This is a genomic window from Vibrio sp. 10N.222.52.B7, from assembly GCF_041474275.1.
Taxonomy (GTDB): domain Bacteria; phylum Pseudomonadota; class Gammaproteobacteria; order Enterobacterales; family Vibrionaceae; genus Vibrio; species Vibrio crassostreae_C.
The window spans coordinates 71190-97257 of sequence record NZ_JBFRTU010000023.1; the positions used below are offsets into that span (position 1 = coordinate 71190).

General features: G+C 44.1%; 23 protein-coding genes and 1 pseudogene. 9 read left to right on the forward strand and 15 right to left on the reverse strand.

Annotated elements, in window-relative coordinates; genetic code table 11:
• Positions 1 to 5 precede the first annotated feature (5 nt).
• The 4 genes from AB4512_RS09215 to AB4512_RS09230 all read right to left on the reverse strand — a co-directional run bounded on the left by AB4512_RS09215 (position 6) and on the right by AB4512_RS09230 (position 3591).
• Positions 6 to 1541: a PepSY-associated TM helix domain-containing protein gene (locus AB4512_RS09215; RefSeq protein ID WP_372174798.1), complete on the reverse strand. Its 1536-nt coding sequence runs from the start codon at positions 1539 to 1541 to the stop codon at positions 6 to 8.
• A 111-nt stretch (positions 1542 to 1652) separates the two neighbouring features.
• Positions 1653 to 2003, reverse strand: coding sequence for a hypothetical protein (locus AB4512_RS09220; protein ID WP_017064798.1), 351 nt, complete (start codon positions 2001 to 2003; stop codon positions 1653 to 1655).
• Between the two features lie 301 nt (positions 2004 to 2304).
• Positions 2305 to 2700 carry a cytochrome b562 gene (locus AB4512_RS09225; protein ID WP_017059534.1) on the reverse strand — a complete coding sequence of 132 codons (396 nt, stop codon included), beginning with the start codon at positions 2698 to 2700 and terminating at the stop codon, positions 2305 to 2307.
• A gap of 144 nt (positions 2701 to 2844) precedes the next feature.
• A complete protein-coding gene (locus tag AB4512_RS09230) occupies positions 2845 to 3591 on the reverse strand; it encodes a phosphatase (protein WP_017059533.1) in 747 nt (248 codons plus the stop codon).
• A gap of 321 nt (positions 3592 to 3912) precedes the next feature.
• Here AB4512_RS09230 and AB4512_RS09235 point away from each other — a divergent pair, with 321 nt between their 5' ends.
• Positions 3913 to 6936, forward strand: a complete 3024-nt coding sequence (locus AB4512_RS09235) for an HD domain-containing phosphohydrolase (RefSeq protein WP_372174800.1) — start codon at positions 3913 to 3915, stop codon at positions 6934 to 6936.
• 42 nt (positions 6937 to 6978) lie between these two features.
• On the opposite strand, the gene AB4512_RS09240 is transcribed toward AB4512_RS09235, so the two are convergent.
• On the reverse strand, positions 6979 to 8004 hold the full coding sequence (locus AB4512_RS09240; RefSeq protein WP_136974876.1) for a DMT family transporter: 1026 nt from the start codon (positions 8002 to 8004) through the stop codon (positions 6979 to 6981).
• 91 nt (positions 8005 to 8095) lie between these two features.
• On the opposite strand from AB4512_RS09240, the gene AB4512_RS09245 reads away from it, so the two are divergent.
• Positions 8096 to 9043 carry a LysR substrate-binding domain-containing protein gene (locus AB4512_RS09245; RefSeq protein ID WP_102393577.1) on the forward strand — a complete coding sequence of 316 codons (948 nt, stop codon included), beginning with the start codon at positions 8096 to 8098 and terminating at the stop codon, positions 9041 to 9043.
• Between the two features lie 36 nt (positions 9044 to 9079).
• On the forward strand, positions 9080 to 9400 hold the full coding sequence (locus AB4512_RS09250; protein ID WP_004730185.1) for a heavy metal-binding domain-containing protein: 321 nt from the start codon (positions 9080 to 9082) through the stop codon (positions 9398 to 9400).
• Positions 9401 to 9506: 106 nt separating this feature from the next.
• On the opposite strand, the gene AB4512_RS09255 is transcribed toward AB4512_RS09250, so the two are convergent.
• Positions 9507 to 10763, reverse strand: a complete 1257-nt coding sequence (locus AB4512_RS09255; RefSeq protein WP_017064801.1) for a peptidoglycan DD-metalloendopeptidase family protein — start codon at positions 10761 to 10763, stop codon at positions 9507 to 9509.
• Positions 10764 to 10924: 161 nt separating this feature from the next.
• Positions 10925 to 11764 carry a tetratricopeptide repeat protein gene (locus AB4512_RS09260; RefSeq protein WP_017069419.1) on the reverse strand — a complete coding sequence of 280 codons (840 nt, stop codon included), beginning with the start codon at positions 11762 to 11764 and terminating at the stop codon, positions 10925 to 10927.
• Positions 11765 to 12040: 276 nt separating this feature from the next.
• Between AB4512_RS09260 and AB4512_RS09265 the strand changes: the two genes are divergently transcribed.
• Positions 12041 to 12556, forward strand: coding sequence for a cytochrome b (locus AB4512_RS09265; RefSeq protein WP_371724804.1), 516 nt, complete (start codon positions 12041 to 12043; stop codon positions 12554 to 12556).
• A 77-nt stretch (positions 12557 to 12633) separates the two neighbouring features.
• Here the strand turns inward: AB4512_RS09265 and AB4512_RS09270 are convergent, their stop codons facing one another.
• The 5 genes from AB4512_RS09270 to AB4512_RS09290 all read right to left on the reverse strand — a co-directional run bounded on the left by AB4512_RS09270 (position 12634) and on the right by AB4512_RS09290 (position 17975).
• Positions 12634 to 13068 carry a hypothetical protein gene (locus tag AB4512_RS09270; RefSeq protein ID WP_372174802.1) on the reverse strand — a complete coding sequence of 145 codons (435 nt, stop codon included), beginning with the start codon at positions 13066 to 13068 and terminating at the stop codon, positions 12634 to 12636.
• 116 nt (positions 13069 to 13184) lie between these two features.
• Entirely contained in the window at positions 13185 to 13451 is a 267-nt protein-coding gene (locus AB4512_RS09275) for a hypothetical protein (RefSeq protein WP_017059525.1), read from the reverse strand.
• A gap of 235 nt (positions 13452 to 13686) precedes the next feature.
• Positions 13687 to 15471, reverse strand: coding sequence for an ABC transporter ATP-binding protein (locus AB4512_RS09280; RefSeq protein WP_372174804.1), 1785 nt, complete (start codon positions 15469 to 15471; stop codon positions 13687 to 13689).
• Positions 15465 to 17228, reverse strand: coding sequence for an ABC transporter ATP-binding protein (locus AB4512_RS09285; RefSeq protein ID WP_017070637.1), 1764 nt, complete (start codon positions 17226 to 17228; stop codon positions 15465 to 15467). Before AB4512_RS09285 ends, AB4512_RS09280 begins: the two co-directional genes overlap by 7 nt.
• 228 nt (positions 17229 to 17456) lie before the next feature.
• On the reverse strand, positions 17457 to 17975 hold the full coding sequence (locus AB4512_RS09290; protein ID WP_017059522.1) for an NUDIX hydrolase: 519 nt from the start codon (positions 17973 to 17975) through the stop codon (positions 17457 to 17459).
• A 302-nt stretch (positions 17976 to 18277) separates the two neighbouring features.
• Between AB4512_RS09290 and AB4512_RS09295 the strand changes: the two genes are divergently transcribed.
• Positions 18278 to 18538 carry a DUF333 domain-containing protein gene (locus AB4512_RS09295; protein WP_017059521.1) on the forward strand — a complete coding sequence of 87 codons (261 nt, stop codon included), beginning with the start codon at positions 18278 to 18280 and terminating at the stop codon, positions 18536 to 18538.
• 22 nt (positions 18539 to 18560) lie between these two features.
• Positions 18561 to 18773: pseudogene (locus AB4512_RS09300) on the forward strand (hypothetical protein); the annotation flags it as partial.
• Here the strand turns inward: AB4512_RS09300 and AB4512_RS09305 are convergent.
• Positions 18706 to 19584, reverse strand: coding sequence for a YdcF family protein (locus AB4512_RS09305; protein ID WP_372174806.1), 879 nt, complete (start codon positions 19582 to 19584; stop codon positions 18706 to 18708). The pseudogene AB4512_RS09300 and the gene AB4512_RS09305 overlap by 68 nt on opposite strands.
• Positions 19585 to 19940: 356 nt before the next feature.
• On the opposite strand from AB4512_RS09305, the gene AB4512_RS09310 reads away from it, so the two are divergent.
• From AB4512_RS09310 to AB4512_RS09320, 3 genes are all read left to right on the forward strand, one after another.
• A complete protein-coding gene (locus tag AB4512_RS09310) occupies positions 19941 to 21311 on the forward strand; it encodes an L-serine ammonia-lyase (protein WP_372111593.1) in 1371 nt (456 codons plus the stop codon).
• A gap of 415 nt (positions 21312 to 21726) precedes the next feature.
• On the forward strand, positions 21727 to 23205 hold the full coding sequence (locus AB4512_RS09315; RefSeq protein WP_080582209.1) for a peptide MFS transporter: 1479 nt from the start codon (positions 21727 to 21729) through the stop codon (positions 23203 to 23205).
• A 200-nt stretch (positions 23206 to 23405) separates the two neighbouring features.
• On the forward strand, positions 23406 to 24188 hold the full coding sequence (locus AB4512_RS09320) for a siderophore-interacting protein (RefSeq protein ID WP_017070633.1): 783 nt from the start codon (positions 23406 to 23408) through the stop codon (positions 24186 to 24188).
• Positions 24189 to 24322: 134 nt separating this feature from the next.
• On the opposite strand, the gene AB4512_RS09325 is transcribed toward AB4512_RS09320, so the two are convergent.
• Together AB4512_RS09325 and phnR are read right to left on the reverse strand one after the other, a co-directional pair.
• A complete protein-coding gene (locus AB4512_RS09325) occupies positions 24323 to 25225 on the reverse strand; it encodes a multidrug transporter (RefSeq protein ID WP_372174808.1) in 903 nt (300 codons plus the stop codon).
• Between the two features lie 136 nt (positions 25226 to 25361).
• Positions 25362 to 26066, reverse strand: a complete 705-nt coding sequence (gene phnR / locus AB4512_RS09330; protein ID WP_029235340.1) for a phosphonate utilization transcriptional regulator PhnR — start codon at positions 26064 to 26066, stop codon at positions 25362 to 25364.
• Positions 26067 to 26068: the final 2 nt, after the last annotated feature.

Genomic DNA, 26068 nt, shown 5'->3' on the forward strand with positions numbered 1-26068 from the left:
ATCAATTAACTCAATGCCGTCTTGAATTTCTCAACGCGTGAAAATAGTAACCAATCCAGCAGCATTGCTGTCACGATCGTCGCTCCCGCCAGTGGAAACAGTACTGAAATAACTATCACGATCACTAAACCTGTCTTCCAAAGCCCTGCATCGCCAAACTTCGGTGGCGTGCCAAGCTTTCTTTGACCTGAAGGTCTACGTATCCACCACATCACACCGCCAGTCACGGACACAACAATGAACGCCAAACAAAACAAAGCATTTAGAAGCTTGTTAATGATGCTGATGTCACCTTGATGCAATGAAATACCTACCGCTAACGTTTTGGCAATGAAGTTATAATCTTGCCATGTCACCTCACCCAGAATACGACCTGAGTATTGGTCGAGGTGCGTAGTACGGTCCTGCGTTGGATCAATGATGTCACCGCCCATAGTGTTGGCTGTGACCGTGTAAACACCTGTTTCTGAACGCGGGAAATTCACCTTGTATTGAGTGAAACCAAGTGAGTGCGCTTTTTGGATAACATCATCAATCCCGAAACTGCTTGCTGACAACACATGTTGAGAGTGATCTTCACCCATCTTAGAGTGATCATGAGGTTCCGTCGCCTCTTCCACATGATGAACGTGTTCTGCTGGCTTATCTTGAGACAAAGGCAATAGTGTTTGCTCCAAGTTCCAAGGTAGCTCTTCTTCTGAGCCATGGTTGAGGGAAGCGTGCGTCTTATCAGACAACGGAATATCGTCCCACATTTGAGCAGGGAAAGTGCTCCATGCTTGAACAAGCTTACCGCCCCAAAAACCTGTCCATGCCAATCCAGACAGAATAAACAACAACAGAACGAGCGATAACACACCTCCAATGTTCGCATGCAGATCACGCATTAAAATACGCGTTCCTGAACCAAATCGAAGCTTAAGAAAACCAGCGCGGCTTGCGTTGTCTCTCGGTAACCATAAATAGATACCACTGATGAGCAACAGAATAGACAAGCTTATTGCGACTTCAATTAGGTAATCACCCCAATCACCAATCAACAAAGTGCCGTGAATGTCATTGGCGAGTTGGTATAGGCTGTCGCTGCGCGGAATCTCTCCAACCACTTCACCTGTATATTGATTCACAGTCGCGAAAACAGACGTTCCGTCTTCAAGTGATACCGAAAAGCGGTTAGCCAGATCAGGTGCTTTGCTCGGAACAAACTGCGTCACCGAACCTTGTGGGTATTGAAGTTGTACTGCAGCTAACTGTTGTGACACTTTAATCGGCTCGCCCGATGCAACAATCTCTAGGGCTTCGTGGTGGAAAGTCAATTCGATTTCATCATCAAACAGCATCACCAAACCTGTAATGCTCAGCATTAACATAAACGGGATAACAAATAGCCCAGCATAGAAGTGCCAGCGCCATGTGAGGAAATAGAGGGTTTTATTGCGGTCTTTGCTTTTTATATTGGTTTCCGAACCGGTTGTTGCACTGCTTTTAGACTGCGAAGTTGCTTGTGCTTTCGCAGGGGTTTGAGATTCATTTCTCAACATTATAATTTCCTTTGACACACGCAAACATACCTTCTGAAAAATCAGAAAGTATTCTGAGCATGTTTAACTTTACTTAATACTTTATTTTTTAATTATTTTAATGGGTTAGGTTTAAGCAATAACAAAGGGAGGGCCGCGCGGGGCTTGCCTCGTGTAGCGTTCGCTTAGAGCCAAAAAAGCGTAGCTGTCGGAGACAATAGAACTCAGTCGAGTTGTCAGCAGTGTAGTGGGAAGTTCATCTTGGTGAAACGTGGAAAAATGGCTAAACGGACACGGCTTTCCTTTATGAGTATTAGGTTCGCCTTCTTCGATTTGAACCAATTCAAAGCCATTGACCGTACATAACGACGCCCATACTCCCGCACTATTACCATGAGCATTGATAACAGGCATTAATGTCACTAGCGCCCAGCTTAATGCTGTTGCAAGTAACATGAAGAAGTTGAACGAGGTTCGGCGCATTATTCCAAGTCTTTATAAATTTCCCTTATTATGAGGGACTTGGAATATAGGTAAACGTAAAGATTAACAGCAAGTTAAAAAATTGAAGCTAACGCACACTCTTTTTCGTTAAATACTGGTTACAACACTAAAACTAAGAAAGTAATACTCATCTCTTTGCAGCAGGCTTTCGATAAAAGAGACAATAAAAACGCCGCCTTACACCTTCCTCGAAAGAGGGTAATGTAAGGCGGCGTTTTAGAAATCGAATCTTGAGGTTTGCTCTTTGTTACCTATCTAGCAAACGTTCATGATTAACGAATTAACCGAAGATCTTGCTCCAGATGCTTGGGTTACGCTTCTCATGGTACTCTTCACGAAGGCCATCAATAGTACGAAGTTCTTGCTGTGCCGACGCTAAGTCACCTTGGTCTAGCTTCTGCTCAATGCTATCCAGTGATGCACTGATCTTTTTGAAGCCTTCCATGAAGTTGTCTTCTTTCTCGACTGGGTAAACACCCGTTTTCAGCTCTGCCACTAGCGTATCTAAACGAACGATAGGCTTTTGCATCTCTTCAATGCTTTGAGCTTCTGCCGCTTGTTTGAACGCAAGCTTCATTTCTTGCATGTTTTTCTTAAGGTCTACATTAGCAAATGCGTTGCCAGACAATACTGAAGCAGCGATTAAGCCAGATAAAAGGATTGAGCGAGTTTTCATTGTTTCTCCAAGTGAAGCGGTGTCTTTGAAGTTAGAGCCGTCATTACTGTGGCACTTCGACTTTATTATTTTCGGCTAGTGTATACAAAAATCTTTCAGGCACAAAAATTGATTGTGTCGAAATGCAAACCCGCCGACATTCTCTTAAACAAGATCTGAATATTCTGGGATTTCATTACGACCGCGCAAGGCCAAAAAGGCTAGGAACTGCTTTGGCGAATGGGTAATCACTTTACTCGAATCTACGCCCACTTCATCTAACAATGCTGCGACTAAGTCTAAGCCACCGACATCTAAACAGAAATGCGCATCGCTGCCTGTTGTAATAAATGCACCCTTCGCTTTCGCTATTCTTGCAATCTCATAGCAGCGGTCAACACTGCCAACTCGGCTATTGCCTTTGAGTGTGGTGTTGTTGATCTCAATCGCCACGTTGTTCTCAACCGCACATTGAATAACGGCTTCGAAATCGAAATCAAAATTAGGATTGCCTAAGTGACCAAGCGCATCAATTCGACCGCCCTTAATCACATTCAACAATGCTTCTGTATGGGTAGCGACATCCGATGGGCGAAATACTGGCTCATGAAAACTCGCGATCACCCAATCCAAGTTCTTATCCACACTCGGATGAATGTCGATTTCACCCTGTGTGTTCATGATGTTTGACTCAACACCTCGAATAATTGCGACATCTTCAATAAAACGAGGGAGCACACGTTGGTTACTGAAGAACCAATAGTGTGGCGCGCCCGGCATTGATTCTGAATGATCAGTAGTACAAAACATGGCTAAACCATTTTGCTTTGCCGACTTGGCGTTTTCGATCAATGTGCTGTAAGCATGACCACTTGCGTATGTGTGGGTGTGAGTATCTACTTTGAGTTCCATGAATCAATGCCCTCTTCGCTCGGTCAAAATACGTTTTTCAGAAAGTAACTCTGAATCTCTTTCAGGAAAAGAATACTTCAGAAAATGAATGCCTAATGGCAACAATTCGGCCAGTTTATCAGCTGAAAGTGACAATTAGCACCCAAACATAAAGGTTTATTACTGGTTCATTTACACGACACGGGAATACGTGGCTAACCAGAGCCAGCCAGCGCTTGGCCTTATCTAAGTAGAACCGCACACACTCGGTAATTGCGCCAATTTTTTGCAACCTACCCAAGTTCGTCAATACTTAAACCAGTCTACAAACCGGAGTGTTAGATGAGAAGAAGACGATATCCGCTGAGTATCCACATCACTAGCCTTTTCCTAATTTTGACAACACTTGTCGGTGCGGTATTGATTTCGATAAGTTATCGGCACTCCCAAGAGCTGCTGCTAGGCACAGTGCGCGAGATCAGTAATGAGCACCGCGACAAACTGGAATCAGTATTTAAACAAGCCATTGCCCCTGTTATCACAACCTTAAATGTGATGGCGGTGAGCCCGTTTGTTGCTCATCAAGCTTCCGCTGTCGAAAAAGACTCTTGGCTTGCTTCGGTCGATATCATCTTCAAGCAAAACACCAATTTGGTCGCTCTATTTTATGGTTCTGAAGATGGTGACTTCAGAATCTTTCGTCCATTAAGCACCAATAAACAGAGAGCCGAAAACAGCGCGCCCGCTAAAGCGACCATGATGGTCAGCAGCACCAATCTAGACGGTGAAAACTTTATTACCTATCTTGATGGCGCACATCAAGTGATCAGTACTCGACAAGCAGAGAGTAAGTTCAACCCCACAACTCGTCCTTGGTTTCGTAACGCAAAGCCTGATGGCTCAATACAACTCTCTGAGCCCTATCTATTCTATTTCCTGCAAACCAATGGCATTACACTCTCTAGGCGTTCTGCCGATGGCAAGCATGTGGTTGGTGCCGACTTTACGTTGAGTTCCCTCTCTTCTCAGATCAGTGAATTAGCTTATTCTCCGCAAACCCGACTCGCCTTGTTCGATCAACATTTTAATCTTCTCGGTCAGCATCAACTTGAGCTATCAGTACCCAAGCCTGACTCCCAATCTGATGACACAAGTAAAACTGAGCAAACGAACAACCAAACGACGGGGAATCTCTCTGGCAGTGAGCAAGACCAAAGCTTCTTTAATGTGCCCAAACGTGAACAGATGGAAGCATTGAAAGCGTCCGTTATTGCGCCGCTTATCTCTGATGAAGAGAAGTTTAACCTCAATCTAAAAAACGTTGAGTACAACTTAAACAGTTGGGCACTAACGCTAACGCCGGTTCAACTGACTCAAAATGTCACCTTATACTTGGCAGAAGCGACGCCACACAATGAGCTGCTCGCTGATCTTATCTCGATGCGAGACAAGCAAGTTGCGGTCGCGATTGGGATGTTGTTCATCTGCTTCGCTATCGTATGGTTTGTTGCTAATCGACTGTCTCAGCCGCTCAATACGCTGATGCAACTCACCGACAACATCGCTCGGTTCGACTTCAGGCGTACTCATTATCCCAAAAGCATGATTCAAGAAGTGGCTAACCTCGCCCACTCGATTGAGCTAATGGAACACACGCTTCATGATCTGATTACCCTACTTCGAGACACCGCCGGGAATCAGGAGTTTTCGATCTTAGCCAAGAACATTGCTCATCAAAGCTATTTAATTACCAAAGCAGAAACCATTGTCCTTTTCACTCAATCCAAAGAGAAAGACGTGTTTGATACGGCAGCCAACCTTGCCATTCTTCCTTTTAAGGCCGACATCAATGACTTCATCAAACACACGCCTTGGTTGCTGTGTCAGCTTAAATCTGGTGAGACGATCCATTTGAACAGAGAAGACAATGTTCTCAACTATTACCAAGATTCGATCTTCAATTCAGACCTGTACCTATTTCCACTATTAAACCGAGAGAAACTGTTGGTAGGGATTGTGGCAATTGGCTATGAGAGACCAATTACCAAGATGCAGGCAGACAAGCACGCCTTTTTAAGAGAGTTGCTCAGCTTTGCGGAAATAGCGAAAGACAACATCGACCAAATGCAGCAACAAAAAGACATGCTTAATGCCTTTATTGAGCTGATTGCATCGGCGATTGATACCAAGTCACCTTATACGGGCGGGCATTGCCAACGAGTGCCTGAGCTCACCAAATGGCTAACTCAAGCAACCATAGATGATGACCGCTATTACCCGCAATTCTCATTGGACAGTAAACAGTGGGAAGAGTTGATGCTCGCCGCTTGGCTTCATGACTGCGGCAAGGTGACCACGCCTGAATATGTGGTAGATAAGGCAACAAAACTGGAAACCATTTACGACCGAATCCACGAAGTGCGAATGCGTTTTGAGTTGTTGAAACAGCAAGCGGAAACCGATTACTGGAAAGCGATGGCGAACGGTGCACTACAAGAAGAACAACTCAAAATACTCGAACAAAGCCTGTCTGAACTGGATGAGGAGTTTGCCTTCGTTGCTGAGTGTAATCTTGGCGGCGAATTTATGACGGAAGAGCAGCTAGAACGCTTAGATCAAATAGCCAAACGCCAATGGAAACGTACACTGGATGATCAATTGGGTTTGTCTTGGTCTGAAAAAGAGAGATTTAACACCCAAAAAGAGTCGGTTGAGAAAGAGAGAACTGAGCCAACAAGTCAGGAAAAGGGTTTGCCTGTCATGGAGCCTCTGCTTGCAGACAAACCGGAGCATAAAATACCTTGGGACAATGGCTTTAACCCTGCCGATGTATGGCAAGAAGCGTTTGTACTTAAGCCCGGAGAAGTTAAATACAACCAAGGTGAACTGCACAATTTGAAAGTACGCCGTGGTACGCTAAACGATGAAGAACGTTTCATGATCAACGATCATATTATCCAAACCTTCACCATGCTCAACAAGTTGCCTTACCCGCCTTACCTTCAAAACATTCCGGATATCGCCAGCGGACACCACGAACGTATCGACGGTAAGGGATACCCAAGAGGCTTAAACGAAGACCAGTTACCTCTGCCGTCCAGAGCAATGGCAATTGCTGATGTCTTTGAAGCACTCACCTCTAGTGATCGCCCTTATAAGAAAGGTAAACTCTTAAGCGAATCACTCAACATCATGACCGACATGGCCACCAGCGGTCATATCGATCCCAAGTTGTATTTATTGTTTTTGGAAAACAAAATCTACGATAAATACGCTGAGCGATTCCTAGAAATGAACCAACGCTGCGAGATTGACCCGCACGAACACATCGACCGAGTAAAAGAATACATACGCTCATTGTTCTAAGTTTTAAATTAACCATTCAGAGGATAAGCCATAACTCAATGGTTAGCTTTTAGCTGCCGAGTCCAATACCGCAACGTCCACTACAGTCGCTACAGCCACTGTGGTGTGCGGTTTTTGTTTGGCTTTCGCCTTGCTGTGTCTTTTTGCCAGCAATGTATTGGTGATGCTCGCCACGACAATCAGGTTAATGCCAATCATCTGCTGTGTAGAAAACACATCATCAAAGAACAAGCCCTGCCAAAGCGCGCTAAACAGCATGTTAGTAAAAATCAGAGGTGCCAACTGGGAGCCACTGTCTGCAAGCTTATACGCCTTGGAACGGAAGATTTGGGTATTGATGGTAAACAGTGCAAGACCAAGTGATCCGAGAACAATCCAGCGTAAATCGTCAAAAGACAGTAACGCCGACACGAAGCCTTTTTCAGCACTTTCAAGCACATCGGGCACCGCAGAAAGTGAAGTAAACACCACCATTGGTATCACAATGATTGCCGCGACTAAAAAGGTCCACGCGTTAAGCTCTGCTGGTGTCAGGCTAGTTTTAGACGCTCGGTACAAACTCACTTGCGAGCCAGAATTAAATACCCCCGCGAGAAGTCCAAGCAGAAGCGCAGGTCTAAAGAACTCCGAACCCAACTCAAACTGCGACCAATCCCCCGCCATCATCACTACGCCAACAAAAGTGACAGCTAAACACACGATCGTCGTTGTATGAATCTTGGTTCTAAATATTAACTTTTCTAACAATGGAATAAACAGAGGACCCGTACTGAATAACACAACCCCTTCAACCAGCGTTAAGGTTTGCAGTGAAGTAAGGAAACACCACTGACACGCCACCATAAAGATCGCTCGCATCACCAAAGGTTTCCACATTTCTCGTGTCGGCTTGCTGATTTTGTAAAAAGTCAGAAAAAGAAATAAAAACAGACTGGGTAACAAAAAACGCACAAAACTGAGCAACGAAGTGGGCATCACTTCAGATAGATACTTGGCCATTAAGCCGCTTAAAGACAAACTGAACGTCGACAACAACATGAAAGTCGTCGCCTTGGTAATATCAGACATAATTATCACCTCCTATGACATCTATTTTAGAGGCGTGACGTAATGAAAAATAGCGAGTAATATTAACTATAACTGTAAGGAAAACTTACCAATGAAAAAACTCGTTCCGCTTAAATCCGTTTATGCTTTCATTGCTGTTGCTGAGACTGGCAGCATGACCGACGCCGCTCGGGTGCTGTACGTCAGTCACTCTGCGGTAAGCCAAGCGATAAAGTCGTTAGAACAACTGGTCAACAAGCCTTTGTTTCAACGAGTCGGTCGTCGTGTTGTTCTTAATGCCGCAGGTAAGCGATATTACCGCAAAGTCGCGCCCGCACTTGAGCAAGTGATAGAGGCGACCGAAGAGCTTGCCAGAACGCCTAACGACCACCGCATTACCCTCAACATGGTCAATTCGCTCGCGATGCACTGGTGGATCCCACGAGTTCCCGACTTCCAAGCTTTCGCTCCCTCACTTGATATCCGTATTTCGACGCTAACTGGCCCTTTCGATATTGAACAGGAAGGGGTCGATGTTGCGCTCGTACATGGCAAGCCCAATGAGTGGGAGCAATATTACAGCGAGAAACTGGGCGACGATGATCTGGTCTTGGTGTGCAGCCCTACTCTATTAAAAAACCAGACCGGATTGAGCGTCGAGCAACTCGTCAAACAAAACCCGACCATTGGCGTTTTTAACCTCAGGCGGCAACACGACTGGCAAGTGTGGTGCGACAATTACCAAATTCCACTGCCCACATTCCATAGCAATCTGACATTCGATGTCTCCATTCAAGCAGTACAAGCTGCGATTCGTTCACTAGGCGTATTAGTAACGCATCGCTTGTTTGTGAAGGATGACATCAGCCATGGGATGCTCGTTGAACTAGGTAAACCGGTTGCTAACCCGCACCAAGATTTTTACTTTGTTTGCCCAAAAAACAAATTAAAACAAGAAAGTGTGCTAAAACTGAGAACATGGTTAAGACATGAATTCACACGCTCAGAGACAGCACTGAACGACGACATTCAAGAGCAAGACCAAACTATCAATCAATAAGCGAGTGACAGCTCAGCAAGCTTACAAGAGGCCATTATGATTATTACCACCACACAATCAGTCGAAGGCAAGCGCATTGTCGATTACAAAGGGGTTATTGCCGGAGAAGCCATTCTAGGGGTGAACGTTTTCAAAGATATGTTTTCAGGAATTCGTGACTTTGTGGGTGGACGTTCTGGCACCTACGAGAAAGAACTGGAAAAAGCACGTAACTACGCGTTCAAAGAGTTAGAACAGAAAGCGATTGAAGCGGGTGCCAACGCGGTGGTAGGCGTAGATATTGATTACGAAGTCTTGGGAACAGGTAATGGCATGTTGATGGTCTCTGCTAGTGGCACGGCAGTGGTGGTTGCTTAACTGAATCACTCGCTAAATCATGCGATTACCTAGAAAAACGCCCCTTAGCTGAATCGCTAGCTAAGGGGCGTTATTGTATTCGCTGCCAAACTAGGCTTGAATATCTCTAACTCGCACGATCTTCTGGCTCAGAAATCATGGCATCAAAAGAGGCAATTCGAGCCAAAAACTCTTTTCTATCTTTAGGCATAATTGAGCTTGCCATTGGTAAGTTCGCCTTCATCGCATCGACGGCGCGACCACGAACCAATACCTCAAAGTGCAAGTGCGGGCCAGTAATACGACCAGTAGCACCCGATAGCGCAATTTTCTGACCTCGCTTAATTTGCTGACCTTTCTTAACTAAGAAGCGGCTCAAGTGAAGATAACGCGTCGTATATACGCTGTTGTGTTCAATCACCAAATATTTACCAGCATACGGGTGGTCACGAAGTGCCACCACTCGACCATCACCAGTTGAGTAGATAGGTGAACCAACAGGTGTCGCAAAGTCGGTACCATTGTGCGGTGAGATTCGCCCAGTTACTGGGTGTCTTCGTGTCGGATTGAACGAAGAAGTGATTCTTCGGAATTTTCTGTCGACTGGGTATCTATCAAAGGCTTGCTCTAGACTATTTCCCTCTCTGTCATAAAAAAGACCATCTGGTGCTAGAAAAGCTGCGACTTCTCGGTTTCTTAATTGAATTGAGATACCTTGAATTTCTGTTTTACCCGTTAGGTGATCATCCGTGTACTGCTCTTTGACCAATACATTGAAGCTATCACCAGCTCTCAGCTCTCGAGCGAAGTTGACTTTGTCTTTTAGTGTGCGGGTGATATTGGCTATCTGGTTAGTAGTTAACCCCGCTTTGTAGGCTGACGTTGAAAAGCTACCGTGAACACTACCCGCATAGAGTTTTTCTTTCCATTCGCCTGGGATCTCGTGGAATTTATAGGTGAAGCTACCATCATCGTTTCGAGTAAAGGCTGCTTGCTCAACCAAACTCTCGTGATAAATCAGCTCCACAAGCTGTTTTGAGTCACTATCCAAAAGCAACTCTAGATGGTCACCAGGTTTTATTGTGTCGAGTTTCAAAGACTCCAGATCCGCTTCCATCACCTTTTGAACGGTTCCATATGGCAGTTGCCATGACGAAAAGATGTTGCTTAGCGTATCGCCAACTTTCACAAAATAATGGACCTTAACCAAAGAGTTGGGAGTCGCTTGCGAGTCGATGACTTCCTTATCATTAGGTTGAGAACCTTGGTAAGGTGTTATTTTGATAGAGATTTCTGGTGCTGGTTTGGAGTGAAAAGAGAGCAAAGCAGCAAGGGAAAATGCGCTGATCGCAGTAACGATCAGACCAATACGGAGGAACTTCATAAAATACTTAGCGGTTATAACAAGGAACTTAGAAAGTGTTATAACATAACAATTAAATCAAAAAAATAAATGAAATGTAAGAAACCATAGCGCGATAGGTGTGAAAGTATGGTGAGCATGCAAAGCCCACCACCTTAGTTAACACGGATCTTTACCTCATATTACTCTTCACGAAGTACTTCGAAGCGTTCTAAGCCTCGCAGCATCTCAAAGTCCGGCTCTTCAGTTAGCAGCTCTCTCATGGACCCACTGGCTTCAATAGCGCGCTCTAAGTCATCGATCGCTTGACCTTCTGCCCCTAATCGAGCATAGGCGCAAGCACGTTGATACAAGGCATGAGCATTTTGGTCATCGACTTCTAATACACGGTTACAAAGACTCATTGCCCAGTGGTATTCCTGTATATCCATAGCAGCGTCAGCTTTGGCAGTAAGTGCTTCTAAATCTCCAGGACGAACCTTCAGTATTTCATCGTAGATTTCAATTTTTTGCTCTGCCGTTTGTGCGTTCTGTGCTCTCAACCATAGGTTATGAATCTCATTGATAATTTCAATTTCGCGGTTGTTGTCGGAAATGATTCTGGTCTTGCGCTTAAGATCCCGTTCAAGAACATTAAACTTCTTCTCATAGTCTTGAGCGATAGAATTAAGTCGCTTATCAGCCATGTCTTGAGTTGTGTGTTTAAGCTCTTTGATGGATTGCCAACCCACCAGCGCGATAAGAGAGGCCACACCAGCAATAATGTAGAAGAAATACGTTACGGTAACATTGGCGTAGTTCAGCGATTTATCCGCTACAGTCAATTCGCGATCCGTCATCTGAATAGTGAGACGTCTCTCAAGGTCTTGCTGTTCCATTCGAAGCTGCTTCAACTCATCCAAGATATAGCGTTCCATCAGCGGTCTATCCAAATACTCTTGTTCCGAGTACTTAACCTCTTCGCTTGCAAAACTCATCGTGCTGAACACCGAGATAACTGCAATCAATAAGATTCGAAGCATTATACATTCCTTATATATTTATCTTTAGACTAACTGTATCTCGTAATAGGCATACAAGCTAGGAAGTCGACAAGTTTGCTATGTCCATATTGGAATTAACACTCTAAAACATCATTGATAATTATAAAACACCTGAAGCAACATCATTAATTTCTAAATTATAAAAATACCGCGTAATACTGTTCTATATGATTAATTCGCGATGCGAATATACCGAAAAATGGTTTATTGCATCGAGATGAATCTTATATTAATAACGATCAGAACGAGGTTAATTTGAATAATCCACGATACGATTTAGTAAGCCGTGTACTGCACTGGGTAATGGCTTCTGTAATCATCTATGCAACAATCGCAGGGTATGTGATGCACTATGTCACCAGTCATCCAGAGCTGTTTTCTTTTCTGTCAGTGCTCAACATGTCATTGGCGACCGTTGCGACGCCACTGCTTGTGGTTCGTTATATCTGGAGCCACTTTCGCTCGTCGCCAAGCATGCCAACCTCTGTGCCTGAAGGGCAAAAATGCGTTGCCAAGCTTGCACACTCTTTGATGTATCTTGTGATGTTTATGGTTTTCAGCACCGGCTACTTAATGCTAAAAGAACCGTACTCTTTATTTTGGTTAGTGAGCGTAAATAATCTAATTACCGACTCTGCAATCAACGGCTTCTTTTTCTATTTCCATCGTGCCAGTTGTATTGCCCTAGCCTGTTTAATTGTGCTGCATATCAGTGCCGCACTTAAACACCACTTTGTCTCTAGGAACTATGTATTGAAGATGATGCTCTAGATTCAGAGAATTCAACACGGTTTGCACAAACAAAAAAGCCATAGCATGTTCGCTATGGCTTTCTTATTTCAATTTGATTACTTGCTGTGAGTATCTATCATCACTTGCCAATATTCGCATTTGGCTAAGAACTCTTTTAAATAAAGCTCTGGGTTAGCAAGCTTCTCACCGCCTTTCACATCAGCGCCAGTCACTCGCCAAAAGCCACGAGTAACAAGATTTCTGTGGTAGATAAAATCGTTAAGTTCGTTTGTTTTTAACGGAAGCTGCTCACCAAAGGTTTGTTCGTACAAGATCAACGTAGCAGCTTGCTCACTTGGCTTCTCCCTTAAAAAGGTATCCAAATCCAAACCTAATGACTGTTGCTGCTCTTTTGATAGGGCTTTAGCTAATTTAGAGATCACACTGAACAGAGCCAACTCAACTTTTTGAGACGCTAATAACGATGCGCCTAAAAGCGCATGTTCGTTGGAAATATGTTGTTCTGTTGATGAAACGGTTGCTGTTGTCACTGTGTTAACCTCAAATAATCATAACGGGTGTTACTGAACTGGATAGAGTCTTTTCACTAAGCTGAATCTTATTCTTGTCATTAAGAAGAATCTTGCAGCTAAGCAGAGCCTTTCAACTAAGCAGAATCTTTTAGCAGAACGCGGTCAGCATCAATAATGGTGAAGCCCGATGCATCTTCATTCTTTTCGACTTGCACTAAACCTTTAAAACCAATCTGCGACAGCTTCTTCGCAAGTTGATCTGGTGCTGTTTCAAAAACAACATTCATAAAAGGTAAAGACTCAGCATCAACAAAACCATGCTCGTTAAACAGTTCCATTGCTTGAGATAAATGGTCTGAGTCGGTTAATTCGATAATTTCTACAACTTCTTCCAACAACATTTTCGATCCCATATTCGCCAGAAAGTGACTGACACAAGCCGGTTCTTTTTGCTTGCATACATCCCGATGCCCTAAGACACCCCTTTAGTAGTAGGGAGATCATAACATATTAATAATCGTAAAATATGTTTTATTTTCCCTAAGCTACTGGGAATACTAGAAAAGAATAGAAATTGGTGAAACATAAGCAACACCAATTCATAGTATCGATAACGGTAAACCTGATTTGAGGTGATCAGGCAACCGTTACTTGAGAATCGCCCGTTTCTACAATCGATTCTTGTAACAAGCCAGCATAAATACCATTGTGTGCCACCAGCTGTTGATGATTACCTTGCTCAACAATTTCACCCTTTTCCAACACCAAAATCGTATCTGAGTGACGAACGGTACTCAAACGGTGTGCAATCGCAATCACGGTTTTTTCCTTGAAAAGGCGCTGCATTGCTTTTTGAATCAGGTCTTCAGTGATTGAATCTACCGAACTGGTCGCCTCATCAAGCATCATCAATTGACCGCCCTGTGCAACCGCTCTAGCGAACGAGATAAGCTGCGTTTGCCCTACAGACAAGTTGGAGCCGTTCTTTTCCAAGTGGAAGTCATAACCTTGTGGCAATTGTTCAATAAACTTATCGGCATAAACATAGCGCGCCGCCTGTTCAACCTCAGTTCTAGATAGATGCGTTTTGCCCAGCGCGATATTGAATTGGATGGTCTCTTCAAATAAGTGCACGTCTTGCATCATCATTGAGAACAAATGAGCAGAGTCTTCACTTGAGATCTGTGACAGCTCTATTCCATTCAACAAAATGCTGCCTTCATAATCTTGGTAGGTTTTAGAGATCAGACGCAGAATCGTCGACTTGCCCGAACCCGTCGAACCCACAAGGGCGATTTGATGCCCTTTCTCCAATACAAACGAGACATTCTTTAGAACGTAGGGAGAGTCGTCTTTGTAGCGGAAGCTTACGTTCTTAAACTCTAGGCTCACAAACTGTTCAAGCTGTTTCTCAACCTTGTTAGATGGCAGCAGGTTACGCCCTTCCTCTTCAGTCGGCTCAACAAACAGTTCTTCAATATGGTCAAACGCTGCAAATGAACTCTGAATCGAAGCGATCTGCGAAGTAAAGTCTCGGATCGGAACAAACACTTTCTCTAAAGTATTGATGAACGCAATCAGCACACCCAAGGTGAGCGCTCCTTCTATCACTTGCTCAGAGCCATACCAGATCATAATCGCGATAGTGATTGAAGTGATGCCGGAGATAAACGAGAACAAAATCGCATCGTATTTATTGATCTTCTTCTGCGCTCTTAAAAACTCATCGGTATAGCCTTGGTAGCGTTGCTCGACTTGCTCTTCCGCTCGGTACATCTGAACGGTTTTCATGCCAAATAAGACTTCTTGTAAAAAGCCAATACCGCGAGCGAGAGAAGAACGAGTCACCTTATAGAGAGCACGAAGTCGGTTTCTCACATACACCGTCAAATACATCACTGGCGGCATAATGATCAATACAATCATCGTTAACTGCCAATCAATGAAGAACATCATCACCAACAGAGCAATGGTATTGATGCTGTCTTTAACTAGCCCGACAACCGACTGAACAAACGTCTCGCCGATGGTTTCCAAGTCACTGGTTAATCGTGAAAGCGTTACCCCAATCGGTGTGTTATCAAAATAGCTGCGTGGCAGTTTGAGCACGCGAGAAAACAATACTGAGCGCATGTCAGTTATCGTGTATTGACCAGTTTTACGCAGATTGTACGAATAGGTGGTATCCACCACATAACTCGCCACCAGCACGGCAACAAGATAGAAGACGTATTCGAGCAGACCATCCATATCCCCGTGACTCAGGTGAACATCGATCACTTGAATGATCAGCCAAGGGAACAACAAGCTCGTGATGACAGAAAGAGGAAGCATAGCGATGCCCAGAATCGCAGAGCCTTTGTATTTCTTAGCAAACTTAAAAAAGTGCTTGAGGTATTTGAGATCAACACCTTTTAACATGCTGCTGCCTCCGTTTCATTCTGCTGTAGTTGCCATGTATCGTAATAGTAATCACAGGTTTTCAATAACGTGGCGTGGTCGCCCTTCGCGATCACTTTACCTTCGTTCAACACGATGACTTCATCCATATATTCAAGGGCATTAACGCGGTGTGAAACCACAAGAACCGATTGATTTTCCAAACGTTTAAACAAACCTTCCAAGATCTTACGTTCTGTTTCATAGTCGACAGCCGATAGAACGTTATCCATGATGATCAGGTCGGTGGGTTGCAATAAAGCACGCGCAATACTTAAGCGCTGCTTCTGACCACCTGACAACATGATCCCTTTCTCACCGACTAAGGTTTGATCGCCGTGTTCAAAACGTGTCACATCACTAGCCAACTGGCTGAGCTCTAGCACTTCATCAACCTGACTCTTTGCCAAATCGGTATCTAGGCTACCAAAGCGGATATTGTCTTCGACGGTTGCTGAAAACAGGTAAGGGTCTTGAGTCACGGTTTTCACGTAACGGCGTAAGTCACTGCGTGAGAAGCTAGTGACATCTCTTTCACCAAGGAAAACAGAACCTTGTGGTACATCCAAGTGGTGGTTTAAGCAGTTCACTAATGTCGTTTTACCCGCTCCGATCCCGCCTAACACACCCACTTTCTTACCTGCTGGAATATCAAAGCTGATGTCATCGAGAATCACGCGTTCTTCACCTGAATAGCTGAAGCTGAGGTTGCGAACAGAAAACGTTTTTCCCTTCAGTGATTCAACATCTAGTTCAGTCAGCTTATCTTCATCAAGCTCCGGGACTTTGGCATTAAGAATGGTTTGTGCACTTTGAATACCTACCATGCCACGCTGATAAATGGTCGCGATTCTGCCAAGTTGCATCAATGGCATAGCGAGCAAAACCGAGTAAGTCAGAAAGGCGGTAATCTCACCAAGTGTGAGTTCCTGTCTCATTAACATGTAGCCACCAAGCCCAAGAATGATGATTTTCATCAGGTCATTGGCGTAGTCGAGTACCGGCATAAAGAAGACTTGAATGCGTGTAATTTTAAGGCGGCATTCAAGCAATAACTGGTTCAGTTTTTCAGTTTCAGCTTTCACCCAAGGTGACATCTGCTGGCTCTTAATCAAGTCAATCCCAGACAGGTAACTCATTAGTTGAGCAGACAGGTTTTGTAGACGCTTCATGTGCTCTAAATGCAGCGTTTTCATACGCTTGAAGCCCACACGGAAAATCACAAAAGCGATTGAAATAGGAATGATCGAATACAGTGTGAGTTCTGGCGATATGCGCCACATGTAAAGAGGCGTCAACGACAACGCAAGCAAGGCATTGAAGAACTGCAAGAAGCCGACACCAAACAGCAGTCGAATGCCACTAAGGTCATTGTTGATAATCGAGATCAGTCGACCCGAAGCAAAGCGTTCGTGAAAGCTGCTCGGTAAGCGATTCAACTTTTGTAGAAGTGTACTTTTAAGTGCGGCCTCTGTAATTCGCCCCGGATTAAGCGCATAGATACGAGACAGAATTCTCACCACCACCATGGCAACCGACATCCCGACCACAATCCAAACATAGGTTTGAAGCTGTTGGTGGCCAGTTGAAGAGGCATCATCAATCAAATCTATCGCCAATTGGATATAGCGAGGGATCTCTACTTGTAACCAGTTGACGAGAAAGATGAACACAATCGCCAATAAGTACGAGGTGCGATTCATGCGCAGATAATGGGCAATAAACTGTCTTTTATTCATAGTATTCTTTGTTTAGGGCAGGCTCACAGCGAGATTTAACGATATAACCGGGCAGTTAAGCTAGATAGGTTCATCGCTGAGGTAAAGATACATCAAAAACACTTAGTTGACAATATCAACCATATTCAATAATTAGTTTCGGGTATTAAGTTTTAGCATTGCTAGAAACAACTTTGCCGCCAAAAGTGGCGGCAAATAAATAGCTTAGCAGGCTAGTATTGATAACGGCTAAAGCATCTCTTTGGCAATCAAATGCAGCAAAAAGGTTTCACGTTCAATACTCATGCCCTTCTTAGGGCTCTCTGCCATGGTCTTTTCGTTATGAGCGATCGCTTCATGGATATTCATCCACACCGGTTTCATCCCGTTTTTCACTTCATAATCTTCGTAAGCCGTTTCACCAAGCTCACGATCGATCTTGCATGAGTAGCAGTAAGAAATCATATGCATCATGTCTGCATCATCTTTGTACCAAGGACGAAACTCTTCAAAAATGCCGAACGGCTTGATGCTATGGATATTCTTCGCGCCAGTCTCTTCTTCGAGTTCACGAACCATACCTGCGATCACATCTTCCCCTTCATCCAAACCACCACCAGGAATGGTGTAGTCGTGATAACGCTCTGTATACAGCATCAGAATGTCTTCACCATCTAACACAATGGCACGGGCAGCGTTGCGCTTATAGACCGTTTTATTGTCTAGATGGTCGATATCAGGATGGATGGTTGTTTTTAGGTGTCTCATGATTCTGACTGCTCTACTGAATTTGGCGGCATCATATCATAATCATCAATAGATTCGAGGTTCACAACCGCTAACCAGAACGGATCGGACGGGGATATTCCTACGGTAACTTGAATCCACTTAGCTTGATCTAACACTCAAAAAGTCGTTAAACATGAAGAAATATCAACCTATTTCAATATCTTGACCAAATTAGGACAACCTTTTCTGAAATCTAAAATATACTAATTTCATAGAGCTTCTCATTTGGTTCTGTAGAACTTAACGCATTCGATTATAGAGTTATCACGTAGGAGATAGACATGAAGAAAATTGGTTTGATGGCTGTATGTGCCGTTGTATTAGGCGGTTGTGCAAACGACTATGCAGAATATAGCGAGGGCCAACGTGTTTCAGTCGCTAACCCAGCAGCGGTTTATTGTGTTCAACAAGACGGTGAATTAGACACGGTTACTGAAAACAATCAGCGTACAACTTACTGTGTATTCGATGACGGCGAGCGCATTGAACAGTGGGAGTACTACCGCAATAACCATGAGCAAGATTCAGAAAACCAAAGTTAATCACTGTAAAAAAAACACATGAGCCTTCTGGCACAATGTTATGGGCGATGATTACGTTCGAGCGGTTAAAAACATCGCTGAAGAAGGCACTGAGCTTCTAGCTTACTGTCTGATTGCCTTTGCGAGTTTAAAGACCGTTATTGGCATCACGAGAAAGAAAAAATCACCTATCGCCACCAGCGATGTGTGTGATCCGATTCCGGATCTAAATAACGATTCAATAAAGTCAGGTTAGTATCTAGTAGAGCTAGGTATTCCCTGACTTTTTTTACATCGGTACCCACTGAAGTCTGCTGGATACAGCGCTCCAATGCTGGGAGTAAACTCTCCACAATGTCAAAGTCAGATGAACGTCCAACGAGCTCTTTGGCAGTGATCAATGCTTCCAAAGACAGTCTTTCTGGCTCTCGTCTAACCAACTCTAAATCTCGCTTAAATGCGCCCGCACAAACACCTTCAAGATAAACTCGGTAGGTCGTCAGTACGTCCATCAACAGAAACAATTGCCCCTGAGCACTTTGATGTGGGTATGGCACCGCAACATGAGCCTCCAACCTGCGATCTATTTGCTGCTCTACCCCAAGTGCGGAACACTTCTCGATGAGAACTTTAAGCAAACCTTGCTCGCCCATGAGCGATTGAATCTCGAATATACGTTGTAAATGGTAGTCATTCGAAACGAATGTCACTTGCACACTTTGCCCGCGAGTAAACAGCCCGCTTGCAATCATCTCTGAGGCCAAGTTCTGTATGTTCTCGACAGTGTTGGTCGAGTGCTGCTCGAGCAAAATCGCCCCTAAAGAAAACGGATGTTCACGCTGCTTTTCAAGCTTTCTAAAGTACTGGTGCATCGCGTCGGCTTCAGACAGTGTTTGCCCTTTTGTTAGCCCACCACAAAATACTACCGCAGTTTGCTGATTCGACTCTTCTACCAAAGGCTCCGCCAGATACTCAACCAAAGCATCAACTCGACTGATTCCTTCATCAGTCAATTTATTCTCATTAAGTCGCTTACCCAGCACAATAAGGAGGTGATTAATGCTCATTTTATGTTCAAGTCTCGTTTTGGGGATTAGATGGAGTGAATTATGTATACAATACTTGTTAACAAAAGTATTTTGAAATTCTTATATGTTGCTCGCAATAATGCTCACTATTGATAGCGACATCTTAGGTAATACAAGAATAAACGTGTCGCTTTACAGCAAACATAGCACGCTCTTGTATTTCATCGCTCTATGCTTGTTAGCACTGGTCGATAAAAGAGCCCTTTCAATCAATGAATACGCTCTATCGCATAACTATTTCACCCAAAGAACAGGTTCACTCAAAGAAGTGCAACTAACTAAATACAAATTTTACACAGAGTTCGTTCATCGAACCGTCTTCACAGGAAGTTACTATGCTGTCTATTTTTGATATCTACAAAATTGGGGTTGGCCCGTCCAGCTCCCACACAAATGGACCAATGATCGCTGGGTTTAACTTTACCCAAAAAATTGATGCTCAGCTTAAGCAAGTGAAGCGTATTCAAATCGACTTATATGGCTCATTATCATTGACGGGTATTGGTCACCACACAGACAGAGCGACCTTGTTAGGTTTGCTCGGTAACCGCCCCGACACCATCAAAATTACCAGTGCTAACCAAGCAATTCGTAAAGCGATTGAAGATAAATCTCTATTGGTTAGCGGTAACCATGAAATTTATTTCGATGTAGAAAGCGATCTGCTCTTCCACAAGACCAACCTTCCGCTGCATGAAAATGGCATGACTATCTCTGCCTTTAACGAAAGCGGCAGCCTTCTGGATATGGAAACCTACTACTCGATTGGTGGTGGCTTTATCGCAACCGCTGATGAGCTACAAAACGGCAAACAGGAAGCAGAAACTCAAGTTGAGTTCCCTTTCTCTTCTGCTGATCAGTTGCTTGAACTATCCGAACAACAAGGACTGAGCCTTGGTGGCTTAATTCTACGTAACGAAGTTTCATTCCAAGGTATGGATGTGATTGACCAGAAAGCCGACCAAATTTGGAAGGTGATGTCTCTGTGTATGCAGCGTGGCTTTGACACCGAAGGCATCCTTGATGGCGGCCTAGAAGTCACTCGTCGAGCACCTGCTCTGCTTAAAAAGCTTGAAGCGAATGCCTCGATTGAAAACGATCCAATGGAGATCATGGATTGGATTAACCTATTTGCCTTTGCTGTAAGTGAAGAAAACGCAGCGGGCGGTCAGGTCGTGACATCACCGACCAACGGTGCGGCTGGGGTTATTCCTGCGGTATTGATGTACTACCATCGTTTCATCAAGGAGCTAGACACCAAGCAGCTTAAAGACTTCTTGGCAGTCTCTGGCGCAATCGGCATCTTATACAAAACCAACGCTTCGATTTCTGGCGCAGAGGTAGGTTGTCAGGGTGAAGTCGGCGTTTCTTCATCAATGGCCGCAGCAGGCCTAACTGCCCTACGTGGTGGTAGCAACGAACAGATTTGTATTGCCGCTGAGATCGCGATGGAACACTCACTGGGCATGACATGCGACCCAATCGGCGGACTAGTACAGGTACCATGTATCGAACGTAACGCAATGGGTGCAATGAAAGCGATCAATGCATCGCGCATGGCATTGAAACGTACCAGCAAGTGTCTTATCTCGTTAGACAAGGTTATCGAGACCATGTACCAAACAGGTAAAGACATGAACAAGAAGTACCGTGAAACTTCTCTAGGCGGCCTAGCCGTGATCCACATGGCACCACCTTGTGAATAAAAGACAGGAACACGAGTGGAGAAAGCCTCTATAGAGACAGCATTCTTGTAAACTTAGTTTTCAATATCTCAACAAAGCCAGCCACCAAGCTGGCTTTTTTATTGGCTAAAGCCCAACAGCTAATTGAAAGTGATACTCACTCAAAATAACTTACAGAATGACTACCTCTAACTTTCCCTTTATTAGTTCATTACTTAGCCACAAATGATGATGGCTAAATTTCATACCGCCATGCATCCACTTGCAAAATCTAACGTTGCAAATCTCATTCATGAGAAATATGAATGCACTCATAAGAAAAGATATATCGAGTAAAGTTCTGCTTGGGACAAATGTTTAAGTTTATGTATTACTACTAATGATATTATAATCGGGCAATTACACTACATATTAATACAAACGTGAGAATAAAATAATGTGGAATAGATTAAACAAATCAATGATGTTCTGCCAAATGATGTTCGGACTTTCGTTCTATGGCGTCATGGTGATCTTGACTCGTTTCTTCCTTGAAGATCTGAACTACAATGAAGCCGACACCATGATGGTTGTTGGTGCTTTCTCTGCAATCGGACCGCTATTTGCTATCGCAGGTGGCTTTATCGCCGACAAGTTTTTAGGCGCCTACCGATCTTTAACCATTGCCTTCCTAGGGTTCGCAAGTGGTTACGTTCTACTGGTACTTGGTGCAGCAGCAACCAATGTTCCGATGGCATTATGTGGTATTGCGTTAGCAAGTTATGCACGTGGTTTGATGTCCCCTTCTTACCCAAGTCTTTACAAACGCACGTTCAAAACTCAAGAAGATTTTGAGAACTGCTACCCAATCAACTACTCAGTAAACAATATTGGTGCTCTGTTAGGCCAATACCTGTTCCCAATGCTAGTACTTGTTGTTGGTTTCCACGGTGGTTTCCTTCTTTCAGCGGTGCTAGCCGGTGCTGCGCTTCTGATGATGATCTTTGTTCGCAAAGGCCTTGTTGAAGCAAGTGCTGAAATCGACCAAAAACCAGTAAGCACTAAAAACTGGGCAGCGTTCCTTGGTCTTTCTGCAGCAATGATCGGCTTGGTATTCTTCATGTTCTCTAACATGGATATTGGCCAAAACATCGTGTACGCAATCGGTGGTGCAGCGATCATCTACTTTGTCTCTTTGATGATGAAATCGAAGAAATCAGACATGCTAAAAATGGGGACTATCTTAATCATCACATTCCTGACGACATGTTTCTTCGTGTACTACGGTCAGATGATGACTTCGATGACAATGGTAGCGATCAACACAATGCGTGGCGATCTATTTGGTTTCATCCCTGTCGCACCTGAAGCTTCAATGGCAATGAACCCACTATGGTGTATGGTTGCTGGCCCTATCATCGCGGGTATCTTCTCTAACCTAGAAAAGAAAAACATTAACTTCTCAACTGCAACCAAAGTCGGTTTCTCTTTCATCCTTACGGCTATCGCTTTCGGTATCCTTACGATGGCAGTAACGACAGTTGGTGACGATATTCTGATCCGCCCAGAAGTCTTCCTAGCGATTCACTTCTTCCTAGCATTCGGTGAAGTGATTGTAGGTTCAATGGTTGTAGCCTTCATCCTGTCTGTTGCACCTAAGCACATTGAAAACTTCTCAGTAAGCTTGTTCTCTGTTGCTATCGCACTATCAGGCATTGTTGGCGCGGTATTCTCAACGTCTATTGCACTAGAGAAAGGTCAAGAGATCACACAAGAGATCGTGCAAACGGTTTACGGTGATTACTTCCAAATGCTGACTGTTCTTGCCGTCGTGATGGTAGGTATCGCAATGGCAGCATCGTTCATTATTCGTAAGATGCTAGAAGCTGCGAAAGCCGCTGAAGAAACGATTGAACTAGAGCAAGCAAACAGCTAATTCTGTTCGCTGAGTCAAACCAATCCTAAGAGCCCTTTAGTTTTCTAAAGGGCTCTTTTTTGTAGGATCCGTTTCTCAATAGGATCTGTCGTATAAGTTAGGTAGTACATGTGTAAATCAAAGTAAATGATAACTATTAGTATTGAGTGTTTTTTAGTTCAGGATTATGATGTGGAAATCCAAATCTAAGAGAGCCTTATATGAGCAAGCCTAGCCCTATCACATTAACCGTTACTCAAACCTCAACAATTACTCCAAACATGCAGCGCATAACGCTTAGCGGTGAGGGATTAAGTAAATACCCAACAGAATGTGCCGGCGGCTACATCAAGCTTTTATTCTCGCCACTTGGCACGACTGATTTAAGCCAGCTAAACGAAGGTGAGCGCCCAACCATGCGCACTTACACCATTCGTCAGTACAATCCTGTAGAGCAGTGGATTGAAGTTGATTTTGTTCGCCATATCACTACAGATTTGCAATGTGGTTTTGCGGCTCGATGGGCAATGAACGCAAAAGTGGGTGACACGGTTTCAGTGGCTGGCCCTGGTTTAATTCAGGGGCTTAACCTAGAGTCAGACTGGTTCTTCTTAGTTGCAGACATGACGTCCCTACCTGCGCTTTCTGCAAAAGTAAAAACGCTCCCAGAAACAGCAACGGGGCACGCTATCATTCAGATCAACTCAGCAGCAGATAAGCAGGTACTTGAGACTCCTCAAGGTATCAAAGTAACCTGGTTGATTGAAGATGAAACCTCAGAGTCACTTTCACAAACCGTGCGCAACACAGAATGGTTAGAAGGTCAGGTTTCAATATGGACAGCGTGTGAATTTGAAAGCATGCGTGAGCTAAGACAATACTTCCGCAACGAAAAAGAAGTCGCGAAAGAGAACATCTACATCAGCAGCTACTGGAAACGTGGTGTCACTGAAGATGGCCACAAAGTGTTGAAACAGCAAGATGCTCAAGATTTAGCGGGGTAAGTCTTTTACTACCTACAGCTTCTTACTAGATAAAGAGAAAACGCCCTTAACGAAGTTTGTTTCGCTAAGGGCGTTTTTTCATTTAACTTAATAGAGATACCTATTCACAAATCCCCAATCACTCAGGCGATCTTTTAAGTCAATGAGATAACTAAGCCAGCAATAATTAGAGATACGCCTACACCGCGAGTCGCGTGCCACTTTTCCTTTAAAAAGTAGATCCCCATCACTACGCCGAAAATGATACTCACTTGCCTAAGAGCAACAACCAAGCTGACATTTTCAGTCATGGTCATCGCAAACAGCACTAAGCCATAGGTCGAAGCCATCATAATGCCTGCAAGCGTGGCTTTCTTTCGCAGTATCCAAGCATTAGTAAACTCGATTCTTTGGTTGGTTACGAATAACCAAACACTCAACGGAATCACAATTGCCCAGAACTGGATACCTAGGTAGAAAATCGCGGTGTGCTTGTTAGTTATAACTGGTGTGCTCAAAGGATCGAGTAACAGAAGCGCTTCTTTATCAATGATGGAATAGCCCGTGGTACCAATGGCCGCGATTAACGCCCACAGTACGCCAAGGTTGAGATACGCTTTTAACCTAAGATCTGAAAACTTCTTAAGTGGTACAAACAAACAACCCAAGGTAATCAAGGTGAAGCCAAACCATTGATTAGGTGACAGCTCATAGCCTATCAACACCGTGCCTAAACCCACCATCAACACGGGCAGCGCTCGTGCCATCGGGTAAATCACCCCAATATCGGCCTGTTTATATGCAGCACCTAGCCCAATTAGATAAACAATTTGGCAAATCCCACTCAAGAAAACCAATTGCCAAAATGGAAATGAGATGTTTGAAAATCCAACGTTATCAACATACCAAATTAGGTAAGGAGTCAAGATCGCGGCAGCGGCAAAGCCAGAAGCAAAGAAGAATGACGAACCCGAACCTTGATTAGATTTACCTAGAACATTCCAACCCGCATGAAGCAGAGCCGAAATTATCACGATGACGATGGCAGAGAATTCCATTTCATTCCTAAATTATAGATGAATTAGCACAACGGCTGACAACAGGTGATAAAAAGGCCTCCGAATAAGAGACCTTTGAACTTTTCAATTGGGCAATCCTGCATAATTGCAGATATGCTAACGTTCTAACGTATGACTAGCGCTCTAGCTGCGCGATTGACTCAATACTGATCGCGTCATGACGCCAATACTCAATATCACAGTCAATCAGATCGCCGTTTTGATTGTAGTTAACACGCTCAACAACCATTGCAGGTGAGCCAGAAGTCGCACGCAGGGCTTGCGCTGTCTCGCCAAGTAAAGACGTTGTGCTCACTCGGTAACGGATCTTCTGATACACCACACCAAAGTGTTCGCGGTAGATGTCCGTCAACGATTTAGACAAGTCATAATCAAGCAAGTTAGGGAACAACTCTGGTCGAATGTAGTTGGTCACATACACAACCGGCCTATCTTCAAGATAACGAACTCTGTCTACTCGATAAACGTCCGAGAAAGGTTGTAACTCAAGAAGCCGAGTCGCCTCCTTGGTTGCTAACATTCCTTTCGCCGCCACCAACTCAGTTTTCGGCTGTCGATTCTGCGATAGAGCCATATTGGTGAAGTTCAGCGTTTGTGTTGGATCGTAACGAAGCGGCTCGGGAGAGATAAACCAACCACGTCGGTCTTCTCGATAAATGCGCCCTTCCGCTTCAAGTGAAGACAAGGCTTCGCGTAAGGTAACTCGAGTCGTATCAAACGATTCAGCCAGCTTACGTTCCGCAGGCAGCTTCTGTCGTGGTGTTAACATCCCCGACTCTATCTGCTCTACGATGACATCTTTGATTTTTACGTACTGCACTT